We start from the raw sequence: 20,387 nt of genomic DNA on the forward strand, positions 1-20,387 counted from the left end.
CGTTCGATTACAGCTGCGACAGGCGCTGCAGCATCTGGTCGGAGGTGGTAATCGCCTTCGAATTGATTTCGTAAGCGCGCTGGGTCTGGATCATGTTCACCATTTCCTCGACCACGTTGACGTTCGAGGTTTCCACATAGCCCTGCAGGATCACGCCCGTGCCGTTGGTACCGGGCTGGTTCTGGGTCGCCGCACCGGACGAACCGGTTTCCACGTACAGGTTCTCGCCCTTCGATTCCAGGCCGGTCGGGTTGATGAAGGTCGCCAGCTGGATGGCGCCGATCTGCTGCGGGGCAGCCTGGCCCGGCAGGGTGACCGAGACGATGCCGTCGCGGCCGACCGTTATGCTGGTGGCATTGATCGGGATCGTAATCGCCGGCTGCAGCACGAAGCCGCTGGAAGTCACCATCTGGCCGTTGTTATCGCGCTGGAAGGAACCGTCGCGGGTATAGGCGGTGGTACCGTCCGGCAGCAGCACCGGGAAGAAGCCGTTGCCGTTGACCATCAGGTCCTTGTCGTTGCCGGTCGACTGCGGGTTGCCCTGGGTATGGATGCGCTCAATGGATACCGGGCGCACGCCGGTGCCGAGCTGCATCCCCGACGGAAGCTGGGTCTGCTGCGAGGACGCGGCGCCCGGCTGGCGGATGTTCTGGTACAGCAGGTCTTCGAAGACCGCGCGCGACTTCTTGAAGCCGTTAGTGCTCACATTCGCCAGGTTGTTGGACACCACGTCCATCTGGGTCTGCTGCGCTTCCATGCCGGTCTTGGCAATCCACAGTGATCGAATCATTTGCTGCCCCTTAAACGGTAAAACCAAGCGGTTTTTCTATACAGGCATTATCCCGTGGCAAGGATCAACTCAAAGCTTCGATCTGGCTGGTTTTCCCCCGCCTATTCACGCGTGTGGCGCGAATTGTTCAGCTCTGCTATTGTTTGCGATTTGATAATTATTGCTGTATGCCGCACGACCAAGAAGTCCCATCTGCCGGAAAACGCCTTGTCGCGTTCGTGTTCGCCCTCCTTGCCGCGTGTGGAAACTGCGCTGCCGCATGTTTCCAGGCCAACCCAATGGTTCCGCCATCACATGACATCGGCGTCTACACGGGCGAAACGCCGGAGGGCCTCATGGCATTCGGCGAATCCCCTTACGGGCGGACTCGCGCACCGTATCCGCCGCCACCGCCTGCGGGCATAACGAAACAGGATCAACAGCGTTTACCAGGCGAGGCCGGCACGGTAAAGCTGTGGTACTTCGAGGCCAGTCCCAAAGACCGCTCGCTGCGTGTCTGCAGGGTTGATGTATGGTTGCCGCGCCAGCATCTGGGACAGGGGCAAGGGATGTTTGAGCAGATAGCACGGCATTCCAAAGGGAATGCCCTATCCCGCAGCCTGCTGGACCAGGACTTGACGCTTGCGTACAGCACCACCTATTCCTACGACAGCAAAGGCCGGATCGAACAGATTATCCAGGCCGATTTGTCAAAAGACCTTCCGGTCGACACAACTGCACAACATTGCAACCGCTACGATGACAGCGACCGCGTGATCCTGTGGGTGAATCCGGAACATACGAAGAAGTGTCCGACAGGCGAGCCGTCCCTGCGCGATGAATGGCGCGAGTTCAGGTACGCAACAGTCGATGGGAAGGAAGTCCAGTTACGTTCGCGCTGGCATCTCCCCAAGTCCACTGCGCGCTGGCGGGAAGAATGGTCGCCATTTCAAATCGATCCGACTCCCGATTCGGTGTGGGGAAATGCATTTGTCGACTCGCGGCGCGGCGTGTATGAGATATTCGGCTCAACTTACGGAAAGCTGGACAATAACGCGGCCAATATGGTCGTCGACGTATTCGGTCGGTGGAACGGGTCCAACTATACTTTCCTGAAGCCGCCGGTTCGCATTTCCCTGCTCGAGAATCCGGACGAGCTTTACAAATACGAACGGCGCCGCATGACACGCCTGGATGGGCACATCCGTTTATACGAGCTGTTCAAGGCGAACGAGCACATTTCCCGGCACCGCTTTTACATTCTGGAGGGATACGTCCTGCGGCATGAGCAACTCGATGCGAAGGGCAAGATCAAACGCATCATCACGGTCAACGACTGGCGCCAGCCGCGCCCTGGGCCCAATCCGGATTTCGACGACAGGCTGTTGAAGACGAATGCTCCGCTCCTGATTGCCCACCAGGTGTACCACCGTGTCTACGAGATAGATGCGAATGGCCGGCCAACCCTGGTTGCCTTGAGCTGGAATCGATCCGTGCGCAACCCTTTAAAGAGGACTCCGCTGACGATGGCTGACCTGGTGTTCGGAACGCCAGACGGCCAGGAAAAATGGAAGACTCGCGAAGAGTTCGACAAGGCTTTTGATACAAGCGAATACGCCCTTCAAATCTTCCCCGAACGACCGATGGACGACGACGAATAGGCAAGCAACTCAACCCCAAAAGCCGACCAACTTTCGATTCTTGAAATGACAAAGACTCCTGCGATCTTCTTTACCACGGCGCTGCTTTACTCGCTGCCACTGGCTTCCTTGGCACAAGCAGGCTTCGCGCTCACCGATCAGGAGAATCGCTATATCAGCGCCCTGCTTGAGTACCAACAGGCAGCTGACTTGCCCGCGCCAGCCAGGCAGTTCATGGCGGCGCGGGCACACGAGTATGGCGGCGACCTCGAACGGGATGACGAGCGCGCGCAGAAGCTCTATATCCTTGCAGCCGATGGTGGCCACATCGGTGCGCAGAAGCAGCTGGTAGCGGCCCACAAGCAAAACAGTTCCGGTTCGACGCCAAGCGCAAAGCAGGTGGCAGCATGGGAGGCAAACATCAAACGGAATGAAGGAGCCGCCCGCGCTTTGCCTTCCATATCGGCTCCCTCGCAGCAGCAGGCACTTGCCCTTCTTGAAAAATCTGCGGAATCCGGGCACATACAGGCCCAGCTTCAACTGGCAAACACATACCGGCGCGGCCTGGAAGGCGTCAAACGCAACGCCGCCAGCAGCAAGCAATGGTATTTGAAGGCTGCCGAGCAGCTCTGGCCAATGGCCGACAGAGGAAATCCCATCGCTGCCAGTATCCTGGCCGAATTGAGCCTGCAGAACAAGGGCTTGCCCTATGACCCGGAACTGGCGGGCCTCCTGCTGAAAGTCTCGCAGCAGCGCTTGGCCGGAAATGAACGCGACGCGGAGGCATTGGACAAGCTGGAACGGGAGCTTGCGCCCGAACGACTCGCTCGCCTGAATGCCACGGCAGCACAATGGCGGCCGGGGGCGGAGCTGCCGCGTGACCTGCGGCAGGCAATTTGTACCTCGTCCGACTTTGTCCAGCCGAATTTCGACCGGCCGAAAGCCCTGGCGGAGTTTGCCGACTTCCAGGCACGCCTGCGGAAGGCTATTGATGACGTGAGTGCAGTCGAGCCTTCGCTTATTGGCCAAACTGCCGCACTCAACACCTTGCGTACTGCATTTGCGGGAACCATCGCGGCTGGGGCAAAAGGCGAGGCGTTGCTGGCCGACTTCATCCAGCCATCGCCCAGGGGCGTGGTGTCGCCGCTGGGATCCATGTTTGAGAAGATCAAGGGGAAATCGTGCCCGGTGGGATACGGCGGCAGCTTCACTGAAGACGGAAATACGGTGGAGCTTTGGTATGTGGATCTCGATCCGGCCGACCGCGGCGCACTCCAGGCGTTCTCGCAAGCGGCGTTGCCCGCACACGGAAGCCTGGTGCGCAGAAAATTCCCTGCGCTTGTTTTTACGAGAAACGAGAGCGGGAAACTGCAGCTTTACGCGATGTCGCAGGAGATGGCGAAGGTCATGCAATATTGGTGGGGCATACAGCTGATGTAAGCGCCAGGGTCAGAGCGCAGCTTCCTTGTCCGCCTGCCGGGCTGCCTGCAGGGGCTCGGGCCGCCCTACACCATATCCCTGGGCAAAATCGACACCCATCGCGCGCAGGCAGGCCAGCACTGCGTCGTCCTCGACGAATTCGGCAATGGTCTGCTTGCCCATCACGTGCGCGATCTGGTTGATCGATTCGACCATGGCACGCTCGGTTGGGCTGTGCAGGATGCCTTTAATGAAGCTGCCATCGATCTTTACGTAATCGACAGGCAGGTGTTTCAGGTAGGCGAAGGAGGACATGCCGGCGCCAAAGTCGTCGAGCGCGAAGCGGGCGCCCTGTGCCTGCAGGTCCTGGATCAGCGTTGCCGCCTGCGCCAGGTTGGCCACCGCCACCGTTTCCGTGATTTCAAAGCACACGTCCTCCAGCGCCACGCCGGTCCTGCGCTGCTGCTCCAGCACGAATTCCAGCAAACCCTCGTCGCACACCGAGGCGCCGGACAGGTTGATGGCCCAGCTCGTACCGGCAGCTTGCTGCGCCAGCGCTTCGAAGGCGTGGCGGATGACCCAGCGATCAAGCAGCGGCATCAGGTCGTAACGTTCCGCGGCCGGGATGAAGGCCATTGGCGGCACCAGGCCGCCCTGCTCGTCCAGCATGCGCACCAGTACTTCGGCATGGGCGCGGCCGCCGCGCAGCGGGGCGATCGTCTGCAGGTGCAGGCAGAAGCGGTCGTTTTCCAGCGCGGCGCGGATGCGCGACACGGCTTCCATCTCAGTCTGGCGCACGGACAGTTCGGCATCGTCGTCGCTGTACAGGTGGATGCGGTTGCGGCCTTTTTCTTTCGCCATGTAGCAGGCGGCATCGGCTGCTTTCATCACTTCCTTCAGGCTGCTGCTGCGGCTATCGAGCAGCACCAGGCCGATGCTGACGCCAATGCGGTAGCTGCGCACGCCCCAGGCGAAATGCAGGTCGACCACGGCCTTGCGCACTTTTTCCGCGACGCGCAAGGCGTCCTCGTGGCTGCACTGGGTCAGCATGATGCCGAATTCGTCGCCGCCCAGGCGGCCGACGATATCGCGTTCGCGCAGCGTGGCTTGCAGGAGCTGGCTGACTTGCTTGATCAATTCGTCGCCGGCTGCGTGGCCGCTGGTGTCGTTGATGATCTTGAAGCGGTCCAGGTCGAGGTACAGTACGGCATGCTCGCCGCCGCTGCCCTGCCGTAAAGCCGCCAGCAGTTCGCGCAGGCGCCGTTCGAATTCGCGCCGGTTAAGGATGTCGGTCAGCTCGTCGTGCGTGGCCTGGTAGCTCAATTGCGCGGCGTGCCGGCGCGCTTCGCTGGCGTCGTGCAGCACGATGACCTGGCCGATGGCAGCGCCGTCCGGCGCGTGGATCGGCGCCACCGAGCGGTCGACTGGCAGCAGCGTGCCGTCGGCCGCCAGCAGGTGCAGCGCTCCGCCCTCGCCTTCCAGCCGGCACACTTGATCCAGCGGGCGGCCGAGCATGTCGGCGCCTGGCATGCCCAGCATCTGTTCGGCATTGCGGTTGCTGTAGCTGACGCGTTGCTCGCGGTCGGTCGTGATGACGGCGTCGGCAATCGAACCCAGGGTCACCTGCACCAGCTCTTTCTCGGCGAAGGCTTCCGCCTCGCTTTGGCGCAGTTGCTGCAGCAGGCGTTCGCGGCGGGCAAAGGAACGGCGCAGGTAGCTGTTGCCGCTCCAGGCCAGCACGGCCGCTGCCAGCAACAGCACGGCCAGCAAGGCCGTCGAGACCTGGCGCGCGGCATCGTTGATGGCGGCGGCAAAGCCGATGGCAAGCGGAGTCAGACGGCGGTCGATTTCCTGGATTTCCAGCAGCACCACCGGTGCTCGGCGTGCAGCCGGCGGCATCCCGTGCACGCGCTCGCCCAGTTCACGCAGGCGCAACAGGTGCTCGTCGCTATGTTCCCAGTAGGTGATGGCGCGCGCCATCAGGTAGATATCCTTGAAATTACGGTACAGCCAGACCATGCCGCGCACGTCTTCTTCGGCATTACGGCCGCCCAGGAAGCCTTCGCGCACCACTTCCCAGTCCATCTGTTCCTGGTCCATCTCGCGCCGCGCGCGCATGTCCGATAGCGGCACGGCCAGTTCGGACTGGAATTGGGCGTAATCCTGTTCGTCAGCGGTAACGAGATAGCGCTGCAGCGAGGCGATGGCGGCCTTCTGCCCTTTGGACCAATGACTTTCGCCGCCGACGTAGGCGCGCAGCGTGGCGGCAATCGACAGGCTGAACACGGCCACCAGGGTGAGCGCTGCCACGGCCAGCACAAACGGCAGGACCACAGTGGCGTAACGTTCCTCGGGACGAGCCATAACCTTGTACTGCTGAGATGAAAGGTCCCATGATGGGGAATCCCGGCGCAGTGCGCAATGGCGCAGGCGTGATTCGTTGCCTCAAAGCAACAACATTAATGCAATATTAATTCAACGCCAAGATTTGCGTGGCCTTGGCAGCATTGTTTTCCGCGTTTTTCAGCAAACTCATTTGCGTTTCGAAAGAACGTGCCAGGGTGATCATATTGACCATGGCGTCGATCGGGTTGACGTTGCTGCCCTCCAGCGTGCCGTCGGCCAGGCGCACGTTCTGGTCGGGATCGGCCGGCAGGCCGCTTTGCTGGCGGAACAGGCCGTCGTCGCCGCGCACCAGGCCTTTGACGTCCGGATTGACCAGCTTGATGCGGCCCAGCACATTCGATGGGCCGGGCTGGGTCTGGGTGGTGTCGATGGCCGACACGGTGCCGTCGGCGGCAATGGCCACCTGGGCGTCGGGCGGAATGGCGATCGGGCCGTTTTCGCCCACCAGCGTGAGCCCGGCCGCCGTTTGCAGCATGCCGTTTTCACTGACCTTCAGGCTGCCGTTGCGGGTATAGGCTTCGGAGCCGTCGGTCGATTGCACGGCAATGAAGCCGTCGCCGCGCAGGGCCACGTCCAGCGCCCGCCCCGTGGTCTGCATCGCGCCGGCGCGGAAATCCGAGCCGACCGTGTTGTCGACCACGAAGGTACGGGTCGGCAAACCTTCCGCCACCACCGGCACGGCACGGAAGGAATCGAGCTGGGCGCGGAAGCCGGTCGTGGTGGCGTTGGCCAGGTTGTTCGACGTGGTGGCCTGCTGCTCCAGGATATGGCGCGCGCCGGTGGCGGCGGTGTAGACAAGGCGGTCCATCGCTTGCTCGCTTTATCCGATTAACGCAGGTTGACCAGGGTTTGCAGCACCGAGTCCTGGGTCTTGATGGTCTGCGCATTGGCCTGGTAGACGCGCTGCGCGGTGATCATGTCGACCAGTTCCTTGGTCAGGTCCACGTTGGACGATTCGACCGAGGAGGAGCGCAACTGGCCCAGGTTGCCCTCGCCCGGCGTGCCGACCTGCGGTGCACCGGAGGCCGAGCTTTCCGCCCACACGTTGTTACCGAGCGGGATCAGGCCGTCCGGGCTGGCGAAGTTGGCCAGCACGAATTGCGCCAGCGGCCGCGACTTGCCGTTGCTGTACTGGCCGATGATGGTGCCGCTGGCATCGGTCGAGAAGCGCTGCAGGCTGCCCGAGGAGTAGCCGTTCTGCGTCGATTCCTTCTCGCTGGTCGGCGAGCCGTACTGCGTGGTGCCGACGAAGTTGGTGGTAATCGTCATCGTCAGGTCGGCGCCGTTGTCCGGGAAAATCGGCAGGTCGATCGAGAACGGCAAGGTCTGAGGCGGCGTCAGCAGCGCCATGCGCGCTGCGCTCAACTGGCCGTTGGTGTCGAAAGCCAGGGTGCCGGCCTTGACCGCTGGGACCGTAATTGCCGCCGCCAGTTTCTGGTCAATGATGTCGGGCGTATTGCCCGGGACGGCGCCAACGTCGGTCGGCGGCGTGTACACCGCCGCCAGCCTCGCCAGTTGGGCCGGCGTAGCGCCCGCTGCCGTCGCGGCAGCGGTCATGGCCGCACCGGCAGCAGCGGAATACGCTTGCTGGGCCGCCAGCATGCCGGCGGCATTGCCCGCCGCCGCCGCGGTGTTGTAGGCGGCGCGCGCCGCCAGCGAAGCCGGGTCGGTCAGCACGGCTTGCGCGATCGCCTTGGAGTCGACCTGCACGCCATCGCTACCGGCGTACACATCCCATACGCCGCTGCCCTTGTTCACGTAGAACACCGACATGGTGTGGGCATTGCCCAGGCTGTCGAACACATCCATCACGGTCTGCTTGGTGTAGGTCAGCGGATCGGTGGCGTCGAACGGCACCTTGGTCGGTACCGGCGAGGTGGACGACAGGTTGATCTTGAAGTTCGCTTCGGTGGTCTCGACCGGGGTCAGGTCGGCCGTATCGATCTTGATCGGCACCGGCGCGCCTGCCAGGATCACACCTTGCTGGTTGGCCAGGTAGCCGGTGATGGCGTTGCCCTGGGCGTTGGTGATGATGCCGTTCTTATCGAGCAGGAACTGGCCGTTGCGCGAATACTGCACTTCGCCGCTGGGCGCCACGGTGCGGAAGAAGCCGCCGCCGTTGATGGAAACGTCCAGCGGGTTGTTGGTGGTCTCGATATTGCCCTGCGTGAATTGTTGCGCGATGCGCGAAATGCTCACGCCGATACCCGGGTTGTTGCCCGCCACGCCGTTCAGCGAGTTGGCATACAGGTCGGCAAACTGCGCCTGCGAACTTTTGAAGCCCACCGTGCTCGCGTTGGCGATATTGTTGCCGATCACGTCGAGCGACTTGCCTGCGGCGTTCAGGCCGCTGAGACCTTGTTGAAACATGGTATTTCCCCTATCAGGTTGGGCTTACAAAACTTGCTTGATATCGTCCATGGTCAGTTGACCGATGGCTGGAACATTGAGCTTGGTGCCGCCGGCGCCGGTGGACACGCTGGCCACGGTGCCGAAGGTCAGCGCCTGCACGCCTTCGGCCGCCTTGCCGCCCAGGGTGCCGCTGACGCTGACGGTGTACATGCCGTCCGCGGCGGTGGTGCCGTCTTCCAGCTTGCCGTCCCAGCCTAGTGGCAGCACGCCGGCATCGACCGCCTGCAGGGTCTGCGTGTGCACCACCTTGCCGGCGGCATTCTTGATGTCGATCTGCAGCGAGTCGACGGCGTTCTTCAGCTCGACACCGAACAGGCCCTTGCCCGACACCAGTTGCAGGTTCTTGCCGGCCGCGAGCACGCCGTGGTTGATCAGGTTGGTCGCCTGCAGCGAAGCCGAATTGGCGTAATCTTTCTTCAATGATTCGATCGTCTCGTTCAGCTTGTTGATGCCGGTGACGGTCTGCAGTTGCGCCAGCTGGCTGGTCACTTGGGCGTTGTCCAGTGGATTCAGCGGATCCTGGTTCTTCAGCTGCGTGATCAGCAGCGTCATGAATTTGTCCTGGTCGGCCGAGACGCTTTTGTCCGAGCCGGTAGTGCCGCGCGTGTTGACTGCGTTGAGCAGGGCTTGCGACGGCGCGCCGCCGCCAGTGACGGGGGTGTTGGTGATGGCCATGGTTACTGTCCGATCGTCAGGGTTTTCAGCAGCATGGTCTTGGCTGCATTCATGGTTTCCACATTGGTCTGGTAGGAGCGCGAGGCCGACAGCATATTGACCATCTCGTCGACCACGTTCACGTTTGGCATCGTCACATAGCCCTTCTCGTCCGCCAGCGGATGCTTGGGGTCGTAGACTTGCTTGAGCGGCGACGGGTCTTCCACCACCTGGCTGACCTTCACGCTGGTGGCGGCGCCATTGGCGGTCGGGGTGGCTTCGAACACGACCTGCTTGGCGCGGTAGGCTTCGCCGCTGGCCGAGGTGGCGCTGTCGGCGTTGGCCAGGTTGGAGGCCACCACGTTCAGGCGCTGCGCCTGGGCGCTCATGGCAGAACCGGAAACATTGAAGATGCTGAACAAGGACATTACTGGCCTCCCTGGATCGCGGCCAGCAGGCCTTTGATCTGCGAATTAATAAAGGTCACGCCGGCTTCGTAGCGCAAGGCATTGTCGGCAAAGTTGTTACGTTCGACATCCATGTCGACGGTATTGCCGTCCACCGCGCCCTGCGCCGGGTGGCGATACAGCAGCGGCGTGCCGTCCGGCAGGGTGCTGCCGTCTTGCGGCGGGCGCGGGAAATGCTTGTTGGCAGTCGTATTCAGCGGCTGCGGCGTGGCCGCCCGCTGCATGGCTTCCTGCAGGTTGGCGGAAAAGTCGATGTCGCGCGCCTTGTAGTTTGGCGTGTCGGCATTGGCGATGTTCGACGCCAGCACGGCCTGGCGCTTCTCGCGCAGGCTGAGGGCGGTTTCGTTGAACAGCAGGTAGTTGTCGAGTTTGCCTAACATGGCACTTCTCCGCTTGATGACAGGTTCGATGATACGGAGCAATGTGCTTGCTTGATCGGAAGAGAAAGGCGGGGTTTTTGCCCCTATTCGCGGCTTGCGGCTGTCGCGCGAGGGCTAAGATGGGCAGCATGAAACAAATCCTCATCATTGCAAGCTTGTTGGCCGCCAGCGTGGTCCAGGCCGCCCCGGCCCGCATGGAGCCGACGGCCCTGCGCCAGGTCGCCGAGCAATTCCTGCAAGTACAGACCGCCGGCCTGCCCGGCAAGGTCACCGTCAACATCGGTGCGGTGGACCCGCGCCTGAACCTGGCGCCCTGCCCTGCGCCGGAAGCCTTCCTGATGCCAGGCGCGCGCGCTTGGGGCAAGACCACCGTGGGCGTGCGTTGTGCGGCGCCTTCGCCGTGGACGGTATATATTCAGTCTCAGGTATCCGTGTTGGGCAGTTACGTGGCCGCAGCCGTGCCGCTGGTGCAGGGCCAGTCCATCGAGGATGGACAGTTGGCGATGATGCAAGGCGAATTGACCGCCCTGCCGCCCGGCATTGCCACCGACAAGGCGCAACTGGTCGGCAAGTCCAGCAGCATGTCGATTTCGGCCGGCACCCCGGTCCGGGTGGACATGGTGAAGGCGAAGCCGGTGATCCTGCAGGGCCAGCTGGTCAAGCTGGTCACCCGCGGCAACGGCTTCTCGGTTTCGGCCGAAGGCAAGGCGGCCGGTTCGGCGGCCGAGGGGCAGGTAGTGGCAGTTCGCACCGGCAATGGCCAGCAAATCAGCGGGATTGCCCGCCTGGGCGGACTGGTCGAAGTAGCTTTTTGAACAAGTTTCACGATGCCAGCTAAAGTTTGGCCGCAGGTTGCCGTAATAGACTCGTATGCCGGGGTAAAGTACTCCAACCAGACGAGGATAATGCTGTGAAGATCAACGATACATTGAAGAACACGCCGGGCTTGCCGAGTTCGCCCGCGACGTCCGGCAACGCGCGCAGCGCGGACAGGACTGCCGCAGCGACTTCCACCGCACCACAGGCAAGTACCGACAATGTGCGCCTGTCCCCGCAAGGACAGGCAATGGCGGCCAGTGGCGCAGCAGCCAGCAATGCCGTGTTCGACACCAAGAAAGTCGAACGCATCAAGATGGCAATTGCTGACGGCCAGTTCCAGGTCAATTCGGAAAAAGTGGCAGACGGTTTGCTGGACACGGTCCGCGACCTGCTGCACGCGCGTAAGCAACGCTAAGGAAGCATGATGGCCGCAGTCTCCCCCAAACACAGCCTGCAGGCTGAGTTAAGCAAGATCACGGAATTGCTGGAAGTCCTGAAACAGGAACAGCAAGACCTGGTAGCGGCCGACATCGACCACCTGACCTCGCTGACCCCGCACAAGTCGGCCCTGGTCAATGAAATGGCCACCCTGGCCACCGCGCGCCACCGCGCCCTGGCCGACGCCGGTTATCCAGCGATGGAACTGGGCATGGAGTCCTGGCTGGAAGCCCAGCATGACGATGCCGCCAATATCCTGTGGCAGCAGTTGCTGGACCAGACTCGGGCGGCAAAGGAACTGAACCGCCTGAACGGCGTACTGATCAACAAGCACCTGGGCCACACCCAGGGCGCGCTGCAGGCCTTGCGCCCGCAGCAGACCACGGTCTACGGCCCGAGCGGCATGACGACCACCGGCACGACGCGCCGCGGCTTCATCGCCGGCTAGGCCTTTGCGCAACCGGCACGGCGCCGGAACTTTCGAAATGTGTGACTTTTTATGCAACCTTCTGCATAATGGGCGCATGCGTACATTTCTCTCAGGAATTATTCTGGCGGCCACGACCGCCCAAGCTGATGCTGCCTCCGTTCACTCCGCCCTTGGCGGGGAACAGTTCGGCTTGCAGCCTGCCGACAATTATCAACTGGCCAATGGCCGCTGCAAGGACTGCGGCCAGAAACAGGCCTTGTGGTATTTCCAGGACGAGCTGATCGCCCTGCCGCCCGCCAGTGCCAAGGATGCGCCGGGCCTGGTCTGGCTCGGTTCGCCGCAACTGGTGCCGCAGGCGCGCTTTGACGGCAAAGCGCTGCATACGGCCGATGGGACCACGCTCAACTTCCGCCTCGCGCCAAAGATCGCCACCAACCGCTCCTATTTCAACGCGAGCTCGGAAGCCTTCTTCCGTCAGCGCGAGGTGCGCGTGCGCGGCCAATGGGATGAGGCCGGGCAGCAGTTCGTGGCGCGCACGATCTGGCCGCGCGACTATGTGATCGATGCCGGCAAGCTGCCGGTGCAGCCGCTGTCCGGCGCCGACGACCTGCAGGGCTTCGTACGGCATGCCGAGGGCGGCGCGCGCGGCGAGTACACGGTGCGCAAGGTGTGGCAGCGCCCCGGCGCCACGCCGGCCGACCTGTCCGGCAAGCCGGTGCTGGCCATGATGCTGAGCGGCGCCCAGGGCGACGACGACGAAGCTTACGGCGGCCATTTCGCCATCGCCACCGGCCGGCTGGGGCCGCAAGGCGAGTGGTCCGACTGGCTGGTGAATAACTTCTACGGCCTGGATTCGTACAGCGAAAAAGGCATCGTGGCGTCGGCACTGCCGATGGATAACTACCTGATGGACCTGAACAGCGGCCAGCAGTACTACCGGCCGTCGTACATGCTGGTGGCCGTGCTGAAGGATCCGCGCACGGCGCAGGCTTACCAGGCCAACGTGAACCAGGTGTTCCGCGATTTCTATGCCCATCATTTCAGCTACCAGCATGCGGCTGCCAACTGCACGGGGATCAATGTCGACGTGCTGCGCAAGCTGGGCTGGCAATGGCCGCTGCAAGGGCCGACCAATCGCCTGAAAGCCGTTGGCGCCTTTGCGTATATGGCGGCGAAGGAGATGAGCATTGCCAGCGGCAAGAAGGCCTACAGCTATTTCACCGAGGAGCAGACCCGCTTGCACCCGGCGGTGGCATTCGATGCGCTGGGCAAGGATTTGCTGAACGTGCTGGGCGGGCAGGCTGGACGCCAGTTGAGCGGCTTCGAACAGCAGTTGCAGTCGGATGTGGAGGCTGTGATGCTGGTGCGGATTCCGCAGGTGCCTTCCAGCCGGGCGTTTGGTTCGGCGCCGGCGTATTCGATCGATGAATTCATGGCGCGTGCGCCGGAGGATCGCAGCAAATGGCAGGTGGTGCCGACGGAGCCAAGGCCGTTTCCTGAGGAGTTGATGGACGAGCAAGCCAGGAAGAATTTGCAGACGTCGGCCTGGCCGATGGCGGCGCTGGTGTTGCTGGTGGCGGCGATCGGGACTGCGTGGCACTGGCGGCGCAGGCAAAAGCTGCGGCAGCAGGTGCCGCATCCGGAGCGGCTGCGCGCGTAAAACCGGCAAACCGGGGTACGACCCGCAGGGTCGTACCCCAGCCAGCGACCGCCGCGTACTGGGGTCTGACCCTATGGGTCTGACCCCGGTTTACCGGTTTAAGGGTTTAAGGGCTTGGAATTTCAGTAGCAGGATCCGGAATCCCGGACAGGATCGTCACCGCCACCCGCCGATTGCGCGCCCGCGATTCCGGGTTGTCATTCGACGCCACCGGCTGGTTGTCCGCATGCCCCACCGCCGTCATGCGTGAAGCAGCAATCCCCGACTCGATAAACAGCCTGACCACGCTGCCCGCCCGCACCGCAGACAACTCCCAGTTCGACGGAAAGATCGCATTCCTGATCGGGACATTATCGGTATGCCCCTCTACCTGCACATTATGCGGGTCGTCCTTGAGCAGCGTCGCCACAGCCGTCAGCGCCTCGCGCGATTCCTCGGTCAGGCTCGCATCGCCAGCCCTGAACAGCACCGAAGCATTGATTTCCACGCTCACCCCGCGGCTATTCTGGGTCACCCGCACCTTGCCCTCCTTGACGAGGGGCGCCAGGGTGCTGGCCAGGTCCTTGGCCAGGCGCGTCATCTGCTCCTTCTCCTTCTTGATCGCCTCATTGCGCTTGCGCGAAGCCGGATTCGGAATCGGCAGACTCTGGACTTCGGTATTGGTCGGCGGCGCAGCGCCGGCGCCGCCAAACGCATCGCCCAGCGCATCGGAAAACACCTTGTACTTGCCGGTATTGATCGAGGAGACCGCGTACATCACGACAAAGAAGGCAAACAGCAGCGTGATGAAGTCGGCGTAGGAAATCAGCCAGCGCTCATGGTTCTCAGGATCGTCGTCGAACTTGCGGCGTGCGCGGCGGTATTGCATGTCACGGCTCCCGCATCAGGGTCGCGATCCGTTCATCGATGACGCGCGTGAAATCGCCGGTGGCGATATCGTAGAACACCGACGCCGTCAGCTCCTGCAGGTAGACCTGGCGCGTGACGATGGTCTTCAGCTTGTTGGCAATCGGGTAAAAGAACAGGTTGGCCAGGCCGACGCCGTAAATGGTCGACACGAAGGCCACGGCAATGCCGGAACCGAGCCTGCTCGGGTCGGTCAGGTTTTCCATCACATGGATCAGGCCCAGCACAGCGCCCAGGATGCCGATGGTCGGCGAGTAGCCGGCCGCCGATTCCCAGATGCGCACCGCCTGGCGTTCGGCCGTTTCGAAAGCGGTGATTTCCATGTCCAGCAACTGGCGCATCTTGTCGGGGTTGATGCCGTCGACGATCATGCGCAAGCCCTTGGCGACAAACTTGTCCTTGGCGCCGAGCATGGGGCGCTCCAGCGCCAGCAGCCCGTCGCGGCGGGCCAGCATGCTCCAGTTGTTGATGTCGCGCGCCAACTGGGCGCGATTGTCTGGTGGAGGCTTGAACACCCAGCGCAGCATGGTCAGCCCGCGGCGCAGGGTTGGCCGGGTGGTTTGCAGCATGACGGCGCCGAACGTGCCAATCACAACAATCGCGAAGGCAGCCGGCTGCAGCAAGGAAGTCACCTTGCCGCCTTCCAGCCCCTGGCCGACGATGATGCCGGCCAGCGCCAGCAAGACGCCGGCTACGCTGGACCAGTCCATGCCTGCTCCCTGAGCGAGGCACGCAGGCGCGCCACGGCTTGTGTGTGCAATTGCGATACCCGGGACTCGGACACGCCCATCACCGCGCCGATCTCCTTCAGGTTCAGCTCTTCCTCGTAGTAAAGGCCCATCAGCATTTTCTCACGTGGGGGTAGCGCTTCAATCGCATCGATCACAGCCTGGCGGAAGTCGGTGTCGAGCAGCGCGCGCAGCGGATCGGCATCTTCATCATGGGCATAGCGGTCGAGGAAGCTGTCGTTGCCGTCTTCCTCGTGAAAATCTTCGTAGTACACCAGTTGGTGGCCGCCGCCTTCGGACAGCATTTCCTGGTAATCGGCCAGCGACAATTTGAGCGATTTCGCCACTTCCGACTCGGTCGGCGGGCGGCCCAGGCGCTGCTGCAGCGTGGCCATGGCGTTTTCAATCTTCCGCATGTCCTGCCGCATCGAGCGCGGCATCCAGTCGGAAGAGCGCAATTCATCGAGCATGGCGCCACGGATACGCATCACCGCGTAGGTCTCGAACTGGGCGCCGTGGGTTTCTTCATATCGATTAATAGCGTCAAGCAAGCCGATCATGCCGGCCTGTACCAGGTCATCCACTTCCACACTGGGCGGCAATTTTGCCTTCATATGGTGGGCCAGGCGCTTGACCAACGGCATGTGCGTCGTCAGCAAGGAATCCTTGTCCACCTTCCCTTTGACCGTGTACATAAAGGTTCTAATTCTTTTCAGGCTCTAAAATGGTTGCAGCTCCCCATCGCAAAACGCCCTGCCAGCTGGCGGAAGGCCACTGAAGCCCCGGCCAATGGGAAGGCGTCCACCACCGCACGACCCAGGCGGGCTGCACGCTGCAGGTATTCGTCAGCCGGCACAGAACCCATGGAAACAAGGTTGACTGCCAGGTAACGGCTTGCCGCATGTGCCATATTATCGTAAACCACCCTTGCTTCGGCCTCCGAAGCGCCGGTGACCAGGATGCCGAACGGCCGGCGGCCCAGTTCATGGTTGAGCCGCTTGATCATCATATAAGCATTCTTGATCGAAGTGGCGCTATTCGACACCTGTACCACGATCTCGGAACTGGCCATCAAGGGTACCGGGAAGGCTTCGCCGTCGAACTCGCCGTCCACCAGCACGATGCCGGCCTGGCTGGCCAGCACGCCGAAGGCCTTGGCCAGGCGGCGCCCTTCGTCCGGGCCGCGGCGCGCTTCGCCGCGCGTCATCGACACCACATTGAAGCCTTGCGGTGCAGCATGCAACACCTGGTTCAAGCCGCAGCGCTGGCGCGCCACGTCGAGCAGGCTGGCACCGTGGTCCAGCCCAAGGCGGGACACCACGCCGTGGGCGCTGGCGCAGGCATCGACCAGCAGCACGTCGTTGCCGGCCTGCGACAGCGAGGCGCCCAGGTTCACCAGCATGGCGCCCTTGTCGTCCTGCGGCGTGGCCGACAGGAAGGTGATGATGCGTGGCCGGGGACCGGCCAGCATCCGGCGCAGGCCTTCGGCCTGGTCGAAGTCGAAATTAGCCAAAGCGTACCTCGCGCAGCATTGGGTCATGGACGGCGCCGGCTACCAGCAGCGGCAGTTCGGCATCGCCGTATTTCGGGGCGGACTGGCCACCGAAAGCGCGCCCTACCAGCGCTGCCGGGTCGGCCAGGTGCAGGTCTTCCGGCACGCGCTGGCCGTTGGACATGTAGAACAGGCGCAGCTTGTGGCGAATCACCACGTCCAGGGCGGAGCCGATCGAGGCGGCTTCGTCCAGCTTGGTGATGATGGCACCGGCCAGGCCGCTGCCCTGGTAGGCGCGGACTACTTCGGACAAGGTTTCCTGGGTCGAAGTAGCGTTCATGCACAGGATGCGCTGCACGTCGGTGCCGACGCCCTGCAGCATGGCGACCTGTTCGGCCACCATCTGGTCACGCTGGCTGACACCAACAGTATCAATCAGCACCGTGTGCTTGTTGCGCAGCTCGTTCAGGGCGATGCGCAGGTCCGCTTCGTCCTTCACCGAGTGCACCATCACGCCCAGGATCTTGCCGTAGATGCGCAGTTGTTCGTGGGCGCCGATACGATAGGCGTCGGTGGTGATCAGGGCCAGCTTTTCCGGGCCGTGGCGCATCACGCAGCGCGCGGCCAGCTTGGCGGTGGTGGTGGTCTTGCCGACGCCGGTCGGGCCGACCAGGGCGAACACGCCGCCCTTTTCCAGCAGCGCGTCTTCGTTGTTCATGGCGTTGATGTTGCGCGCCAGGACGGTGCGCATCCACTGCAGGGCCTCGGCGCCGTCGCGGGTGGCGGGCAGCTTGTCGGTCAGGTAGCGCGCCAGGCTGGCGGAGAAGCCGGCTGCCAGCAGTTCGCGCAACACCACGGTTTTGTGCGGCTCGCGCTGCTGGGTGTTGGCGAAGGCCAGTTCGTTGAGCTGGGTTTCCATCATGCCGCGCATGGCGCGCAGCTCGCTCATCATGCTGGTCATCTCGGCGGCGGCGCTGGCTTTGGCGCTGGCGACGGCTTCGGCGACCAGGGAGGAAATGCGGTCCATGTCCACGGCTGGCGCAGCCGCTACCGGTGCGATCGGGCGGGCCGCTGCACGCGGGGCGGCTGGCGCCGGGCGTGCGGTGGCGCGCACCACTGGCGCTGCCGGCTGGGAAACCAGGGCCGGCGCCAGGTCCAGTTGCGGCGCCGGTGCGGCCATGGGGGAATCCGGGGAGTGCGGGGCCAGCGCGGCGGCATCGTCGCCGCCCAGGGCCAGGATTTCCACCGCGCCGTCGACGGCGCGGTTGGACAGGATCACCGCATCCGGGCCGAGCGCTTCGCGCACCTTGCGCAGCGCTTCACGAGATGTTGGGGCGGTAAATTTTTTAACGTTCATTTCCTGCTACTCCGACAGATTCGCACATGGTCAGATTATTGACGATGCGTGGAGGTAACAATCGGTGGAATAGCTTGGGAAATGCGGCTTAATTCAAAACCCGGTAAACCTGGGTCTGACCCGCAGGGTCAGACCCTGTCTGTTCGACGGCCGACAGGTGTGGGTTCGAAGCTTTTGACTTTTGACGAAGATCAACGGCGCACAACCAACCCCGTTGGCCGCGCCGCAGACAGGGTCTGACCCTGCGGGTCAGACCCTGGTTTACCGGTTTACTGCGCACCCACCAGCGAAGTCACCCGAATCGTCTTCGTCTCCGGAATCTCCGAATGCGACAGCACTTTCAGCTGCGGCAGTGCGCGGCGCAGGAACTTGGACAGCAGCGGACGCAGTGCGCCCGGCACCAGCAGCACCGGCGTCACGCCCAGCGCCTCCTGCTGCTGCGTTGCCGCCGCAGCCTGCTGGGCAATCGTATCGGCCAGCCCCGGCTCAATGCCCGCCGCATCGCCGGCACCACTCGTCATGGCCTGCATCAGCAAGCGCTCGAGGCGATTGTCAAGCGTCATGACCGACAGCTCCCCGCCGGCCGGGAACAACTGCTGCACGATCGCCCGGCCCAGGGCCACACGCACCTGCGCAGTCAGCTCATTCGGATCCTGGGTATGCGGCGTGAACTCGGCCAGCGTCTCGATAATGGTGCGCATGTCGCGGATATGCACGCCCTCTGCCAACAGGTTCTGCAGCACCTTCTGCAGCGCCGACAGCGACAGCATCTTCGGCACCAGGTCCTCCACCAGCTTCGGCGAATCCTTGCCCAGGTGATCCAGCAAGGACTGCACTTCTGCGCGACCAAGCAATTCGGAAGCATGCGATGTGATCAGGTGATTCAGGTGGGTGGCCACGACGGTGCCCGCATCGACCACGGTATAACCCATGCCGGTAGCCTGGTCGCGCAGCGAGGCGTCGATCCAGATGGCCGGCAGGCCGAAAGCCGGATCGGTAGTGACCATGCCCGGCAGCGTGCCGCTTGCCATGCCCGGATTGATCGCCAGGTACTGGCCGTTGAATGCCTCGCCGGTACCGACCTCTACGCCCTTCAGCGTGATACGGTAGGCAGAAGGCTTCAACTCCAGGTTGTCGCGGATGTGCACCGGCGGCGCAAGGAAGCCAACTTCCTGCGCAAATTTCTTGCGAATGCCCTTGATACGCTTCAGCAGTTCGCCCCCCTGGGTCTTGTCGACCAGCGGGATCAGCCGATAGCCCACTTCCAGGCCGAGGGTATCGACCGCCATCACGTCCTGCCAGGTCGCCTCTTCCTGCTCTGGGGCCGCCTGCCCACCGCCCGCGGCGCCGGCAGCGCCACCACCGCCAGGGCCGCCGGCCTCCTGCGCGGCAACCGTTTCCGCCTTTTCCTTCGCGCGCTTCTGCAGCATGTAGCCGGAGCCGATCAGGACCGACGCCAGCAGGATGAACACCAGGTTAGGCATGCCGGGAATCAGGCCGAGACCGCCGATGATGCCGCCAGTGATGAACAGCACTTGCGGCTTGGCGAACAACTGGCTGATCACCTGCGTGCCGATGTCGGTCTCGGAGGCGACCCGCGACACCACGATACCGGCTGCAATCGAAATCACCAGCGAAGGAATCTGCGCCACCAGGCCGTCACCGATCGCCAGCAGCACATAATTTTTCAGCGCGTCGGCAAATCCCATATCGTGCTGGATCATGCCCACCAGCAGGCCGCCCACCACGTTGATCACGGTCACCAGGATGCCTGCCACCGCGTCGCCGCGCACGTATTTCGAGGCACCGTCCATGGCGCCGTAGAACTCGGCCTCCTGCGACACTTCATTGCGGCGGCGCTTGGCTTCCGGTTCGCCGATCAGGCCGGCATTCAGGTCGGCGTCAATCGCCATCTGCTTGCCGGGCATTGCGTCCAGGGCGAAACGGGCGCCCACTTCAGCGATACGGCCAGCACCTTTGGTCACCACCACGAAGTTGATGATGGTCAGGATTACGAACACCACGATACCGACGGTGTAGTTACCGCCGATCAGGAAGTGGCCGAAAGCCTCGATCACCTTGCCGGCAGCATCCGGCCCGGTGTGGCCTTCGGTCAGCACGACGCGGGTCGAGGCCACGTTCAACGACAGGCGCAGCATGGTCGAGACCAGCAGCACGGTCGGAAAAGCCATGAAGTCCAGCGGCTTGACCGTGTACAGGCTGGTCAGCAGCACGATGATCGACAGTGCGATATTGAAGCTGAAGAACAGGTCGAGCACGAACGCCGGCAAGGGCAGGATCATCATCGCCAGTAGCATGATGATCAGGATCGGCGCAGCCAGGGCTTGCCCGTTACCGGCAATGCCTCTCATCCATGGCGGCATGTTCAGGGCGTTCATTCTCTACTCCG

At 62.9% G+C, this 20,387-nt stretch carries 19 protein-coding genes; 6 read left to right on the top strand and 13 right to left on the bottom strand.

Going from position 1 to position 20,387, the window contains the following annotated elements:
• Nucleotides 1-7: 7 nt before the first annotated feature.
• Nucleotides 8-790 carry a flagellar basal-body rod protein FlgG gene (gene flgG / locus ACN9MU_RS25355; RefSeq protein ID WP_426163781.1) on the bottom strand — a complete coding sequence of 261 codons (783 nt, stop codon included), beginning with the start codon at nt 788-790 and terminating at the stop codon, nt 8-10.
• A gap of 335 nt (nt 791-1,125) precedes the next feature.
• On the opposite strand from flgG, the gene ACN9MU_RS25360 reads away from it, so the two are divergent.
• Together ACN9MU_RS25360 and ACN9MU_RS25365 are read left to right on the top strand one after the other, a co-directional pair.
• A complete protein-coding gene (locus ACN9MU_RS25360; RefSeq protein WP_426343614.1) occupies nt 1,126-2,430 on the top strand; it encodes a hypothetical protein in 1,305 nt (434 codons plus the stop codon).
• Between the two features lie 45 nt (nt 2,431-2,475).
• Nucleotides 2,476-3,849, top strand: coding sequence for a tetratricopeptide repeat protein (locus tag ACN9MU_RS25365; RefSeq protein WP_426163785.1), 1,374 nt, complete (start codon nt 2,476-2,478; stop codon nt 3,847-3,849).
• A 9-nt stretch (nt 3,850-3,858) separates the two neighbouring features.
• On the opposite strand, the gene ACN9MU_RS25370 is transcribed toward ACN9MU_RS25365, so the two are convergent.
• From ACN9MU_RS25370 to flgB, 6 genes are all read right to left on the bottom strand, one after another.
• Nucleotides 3,859-6,192, bottom strand: coding sequence for an EAL domain-containing protein (locus ACN9MU_RS25370; protein WP_426163787.1), 2,334 nt, complete (start codon nt 6,190-6,192; stop codon nt 3,859-3,861).
• 106 nt (nt 6,193-6,298) lie between these two features.
• Nucleotides 6,299-7,042: a flagellar basal-body rod protein FlgF gene (flgF, locus tag ACN9MU_RS25375; protein ID WP_426163790.1), complete on the bottom strand. Its 744-nt coding sequence runs from the start codon at nt 7,040-7,042 to the stop codon at nt 6,299-6,301.
• 20 nt (nt 7,043-7,062) lie between these two features.
• Nucleotides 7,063-8,604, bottom strand: coding sequence for a flagellar hook protein FlgE (locus ACN9MU_RS25380; RefSeq protein ID WP_426163792.1), 1,542 nt, complete (start codon nt 8,602-8,604; stop codon nt 7,063-7,065).
• Between the two features lie 24 nt (nt 8,605-8,628).
• A complete protein-coding gene (locus ACN9MU_RS25385; protein WP_426163794.1) occupies nt 8,629-9,321 on the bottom strand; it encodes a flagellar hook assembly protein FlgD in 693 nt (230 codons plus the stop codon).
• A 2-nt stretch (nt 9,322-9,323) separates the two neighbouring features.
• A complete protein-coding gene (flgC, locus tag ACN9MU_RS25390; RefSeq protein WP_426163796.1) occupies nt 9,324-9,728 on the bottom strand; it encodes a flagellar basal body rod protein FlgC in 405 nt (134 codons plus the stop codon).
• Entirely contained in the window at nt 9,728-10,147 is a 420-nt protein-coding gene (gene flgB, locus ACN9MU_RS25395; protein ID WP_426163798.1) for a flagellar basal body rod protein FlgB, read from the bottom strand. The genes flgC and flgB overlap by 1 nt, the downstream gene beginning before the upstream one ends.
• Before the next feature lie 128 nt (nt 10,148-10,275).
• Between flgB and flgA the strand changes: the two genes are divergently transcribed.
• The 4 genes from flgA (at nt 10,276) to ACN9MU_RS25415 (ending at nt 13,494) form a co-directional block, all read left to right on the top strand.
• The gene (gene flgA / locus ACN9MU_RS25400) at nt 10,276-10,962 is read left to right on the top strand and encodes a flagellar basal body P-ring formation chaperone FlgA (protein ID WP_426163800.1); all 687 of its coding nucleotides are present in this window, start codon (nt 10,276-10,278) and stop codon (nt 10,960-10,962) included.
• A 95-nt stretch (nt 10,963-11,057) separates the two neighbouring features.
• On the top strand, nt 11,058-11,381 hold the full coding sequence (gene flgM / locus ACN9MU_RS25405) for a flagellar biosynthesis anti-sigma factor FlgM (RefSeq protein WP_426163802.1): 324 nt from the start codon (nt 11,058-11,060) through the stop codon (nt 11,379-11,381).
• 6 nt (nt 11,382-11,387) lie between these two features.
• Nucleotides 11,388-11,852 (top strand): flagella synthesis protein FlgN, encoded by a 465-nt coding sequence (locus ACN9MU_RS25410; RefSeq protein ID WP_426163804.1) that lies wholly within the window; start codon nt 11,388-11,390, stop codon nt 11,850-11,852.
• A gap of 76 nt (nt 11,853-11,928) precedes the next feature.
• The gene (locus ACN9MU_RS25415) at nt 11,929-13,494 is read left to right on the top strand and encodes a hypothetical protein (RefSeq protein WP_426343615.1); all 1,566 of its coding nucleotides are present in this window, start codon (nt 11,929-11,931) and stop codon (nt 13,492-13,494) included.
• Nucleotides 13,495-13,600: 106 nt separating this feature from the next.
• Here ACN9MU_RS25415 and motD read toward each other — a convergent pair whose 3' ends face one another.
• From motD to flhA, 6 genes are all read right to left on the bottom strand, one after another.
• Nucleotides 13,601-14,362: a flagellar motor protein MotD gene (motD, locus tag ACN9MU_RS25420; protein ID WP_426163808.1), complete on the bottom strand. Its 762-nt coding sequence runs from the start codon at nt 14,360-14,362 to the stop codon at nt 13,601-13,603.
• A 1-nt stretch (nt 14,363) separates the two neighbouring features.
• Complete coding sequence (locus ACN9MU_RS25425) at nt 14,364-15,110, bottom strand: flagellar motor protein (RefSeq protein WP_426163811.1); 747 nt, start codon at nt 15,108-15,110, stop codon at nt 14,364-14,366.
• Nucleotides 15,092-15,823 carry an RNA polymerase sigma factor FliA gene (locus ACN9MU_RS25430; RefSeq protein WP_057260429.1) on the bottom strand — a complete coding sequence of 244 codons (732 nt, stop codon included), beginning with the start codon at nt 15,821-15,823 and terminating at the stop codon, nt 15,092-15,094. Before ACN9MU_RS25430 ends, ACN9MU_RS25425 begins: the two co-directional genes overlap by 19 nt.
• Nucleotides 15,824-15,840: 17 nt before the next feature.
• Nucleotides 15,841-16,641, bottom strand: a complete 801-nt coding sequence (locus ACN9MU_RS25435) for a MinD/ParA family ATP-binding protein (protein ID WP_426163814.1) — start codon at nt 16,639-16,641, stop codon at nt 15,841-15,843.
• Entirely contained in the window at nt 16,634-17,977 is a 1,344-nt protein-coding gene (gene flhF / locus ACN9MU_RS25440) for a flagellar biosynthesis protein FlhF (RefSeq protein ID WP_426343616.1), read from the bottom strand. The genes ACN9MU_RS25435 and flhF overlap by 8 nt, the downstream gene beginning before the upstream one ends.
• A 269-nt stretch (nt 17,978-18,246) precedes the next feature.
• Complete coding sequence (gene flhA, locus ACN9MU_RS25445) at nt 18,247-20,376, bottom strand: flagellar biosynthesis protein FlhA (protein WP_426318978.1); 2,130 nt, start codon at nt 20,374-20,376, stop codon at nt 18,247-18,249.
• Between the last annotated feature and the right edge of the window lie 11 nt (nt 20,377-20,387).

Source organism: Pseudoduganella sp. R-32 (assembly GCF_049913245.1).
Lineage (GTDB): Bacteria > Pseudomonadota > Gammaproteobacteria > Burkholderiales > Burkholderiaceae_D > Rugamonas.

Coding starts and splice junctions, on each gene's coding strand:
- ACN9MU_RS25430 (WP_057260429.1), bottom strand. CDS start 15,823: ATGTACACGGTCAAAGGGAAGGTGGACAAGGATTCCTTGCTGACGACG.
- ACN9MU_RS25380 (WP_426163792.1), bottom strand. CDS start 8,604: ATGTTTCAACAAGGTCTCAGCGGCCTGAACGCCGCAGGCAAGTCGCTC.
- flgB (WP_426163798.1), bottom strand. CDS start 10,147: ATGTTAGGCAAACTCGACAACTACCTGCTGTTCAACGAAACCGCCCTC.
- flgG (WP_426163781.1), bottom strand. CDS start 790: ATGATTCGATCACTGTGGATTGCCAAGACCGGCATGGAAGCGCAGCAG.
- flgF (WP_426163790.1), bottom strand. CDS start 7,042: ATGGACCGCCTTGTCTACACCGCCGCCACCGGCGCGCGCCATATCCTG.
- ACN9MU_RS25360 (WP_426343614.1), top strand. CDS start 1,126: ATGGCATTCGGCGAATCCCCTTACGGGCGGACTCGCGCACCGTATCCG.
- motD (WP_426163808.1), bottom strand. CDS start 14,362: ATGCAATACCGCCGCGCACGCCGCAAGTTCGACGACGATCCTGAGAAC.
- flhA (WP_426318978.1), bottom strand. CDS start 20,376: ATGAACGCCCTGAACATGCCGCCATGGATGAGAGGCATTGCCGGTAAC.
- flgC (WP_426163796.1), bottom strand. CDS start 9,728: ATGTCCTTGTTCAGCATCTTCAATGTTTCCGGTTCTGCCATGAGCGCC.
- ACN9MU_RS25415 (WP_426343615.1), top strand. CDS start 11,929: ATGCGTACATTTCTCTCAGGAATTATTCTGGCGGCCACGACCGCCCAA.
- ACN9MU_RS25370 (WP_426163787.1), bottom strand. CDS start 6,192: ATGGCTCGTCCCGAGGAACGTTACGCCACTGTGGTCCTGCCGTTTGTG.
- flhF (WP_426343616.1), bottom strand. CDS start 17,977: ATGAACGTTAAAAAATTTACCGCCCCAACATCTCGTGAAGCGCTGCGC.
- ACN9MU_RS25425 (WP_426163811.1), bottom strand. CDS start 15,110: ATGGACTGGTCCAGCGTAGCCGGCGTCTTGCTGGCGCTGGCCGGCATC.
- ACN9MU_RS25385 (WP_426163794.1), bottom strand. CDS start 9,321: ATGGCCATCACCAACACCCCCGTCACTGGCGGCGGCGCGCCGTCGCAA.
- ACN9MU_RS25410 (WP_426163804.1), top strand. CDS start 11,388: ATGATGGCCGCAGTCTCCCCCAAACACAGCCTGCAGGCTGAGTTAAGC.
- ACN9MU_RS25365 (WP_426163785.1), top strand. CDS start 2,476: ATGACAAAGACTCCTGCGATCTTCTTTACCACGGCGCTGCTTTACTCG.
- flgA (WP_426163800.1), top strand. CDS start 10,276: ATGAAACAAATCCTCATCATTGCAAGCTTGTTGGCCGCCAGCGTGGTC.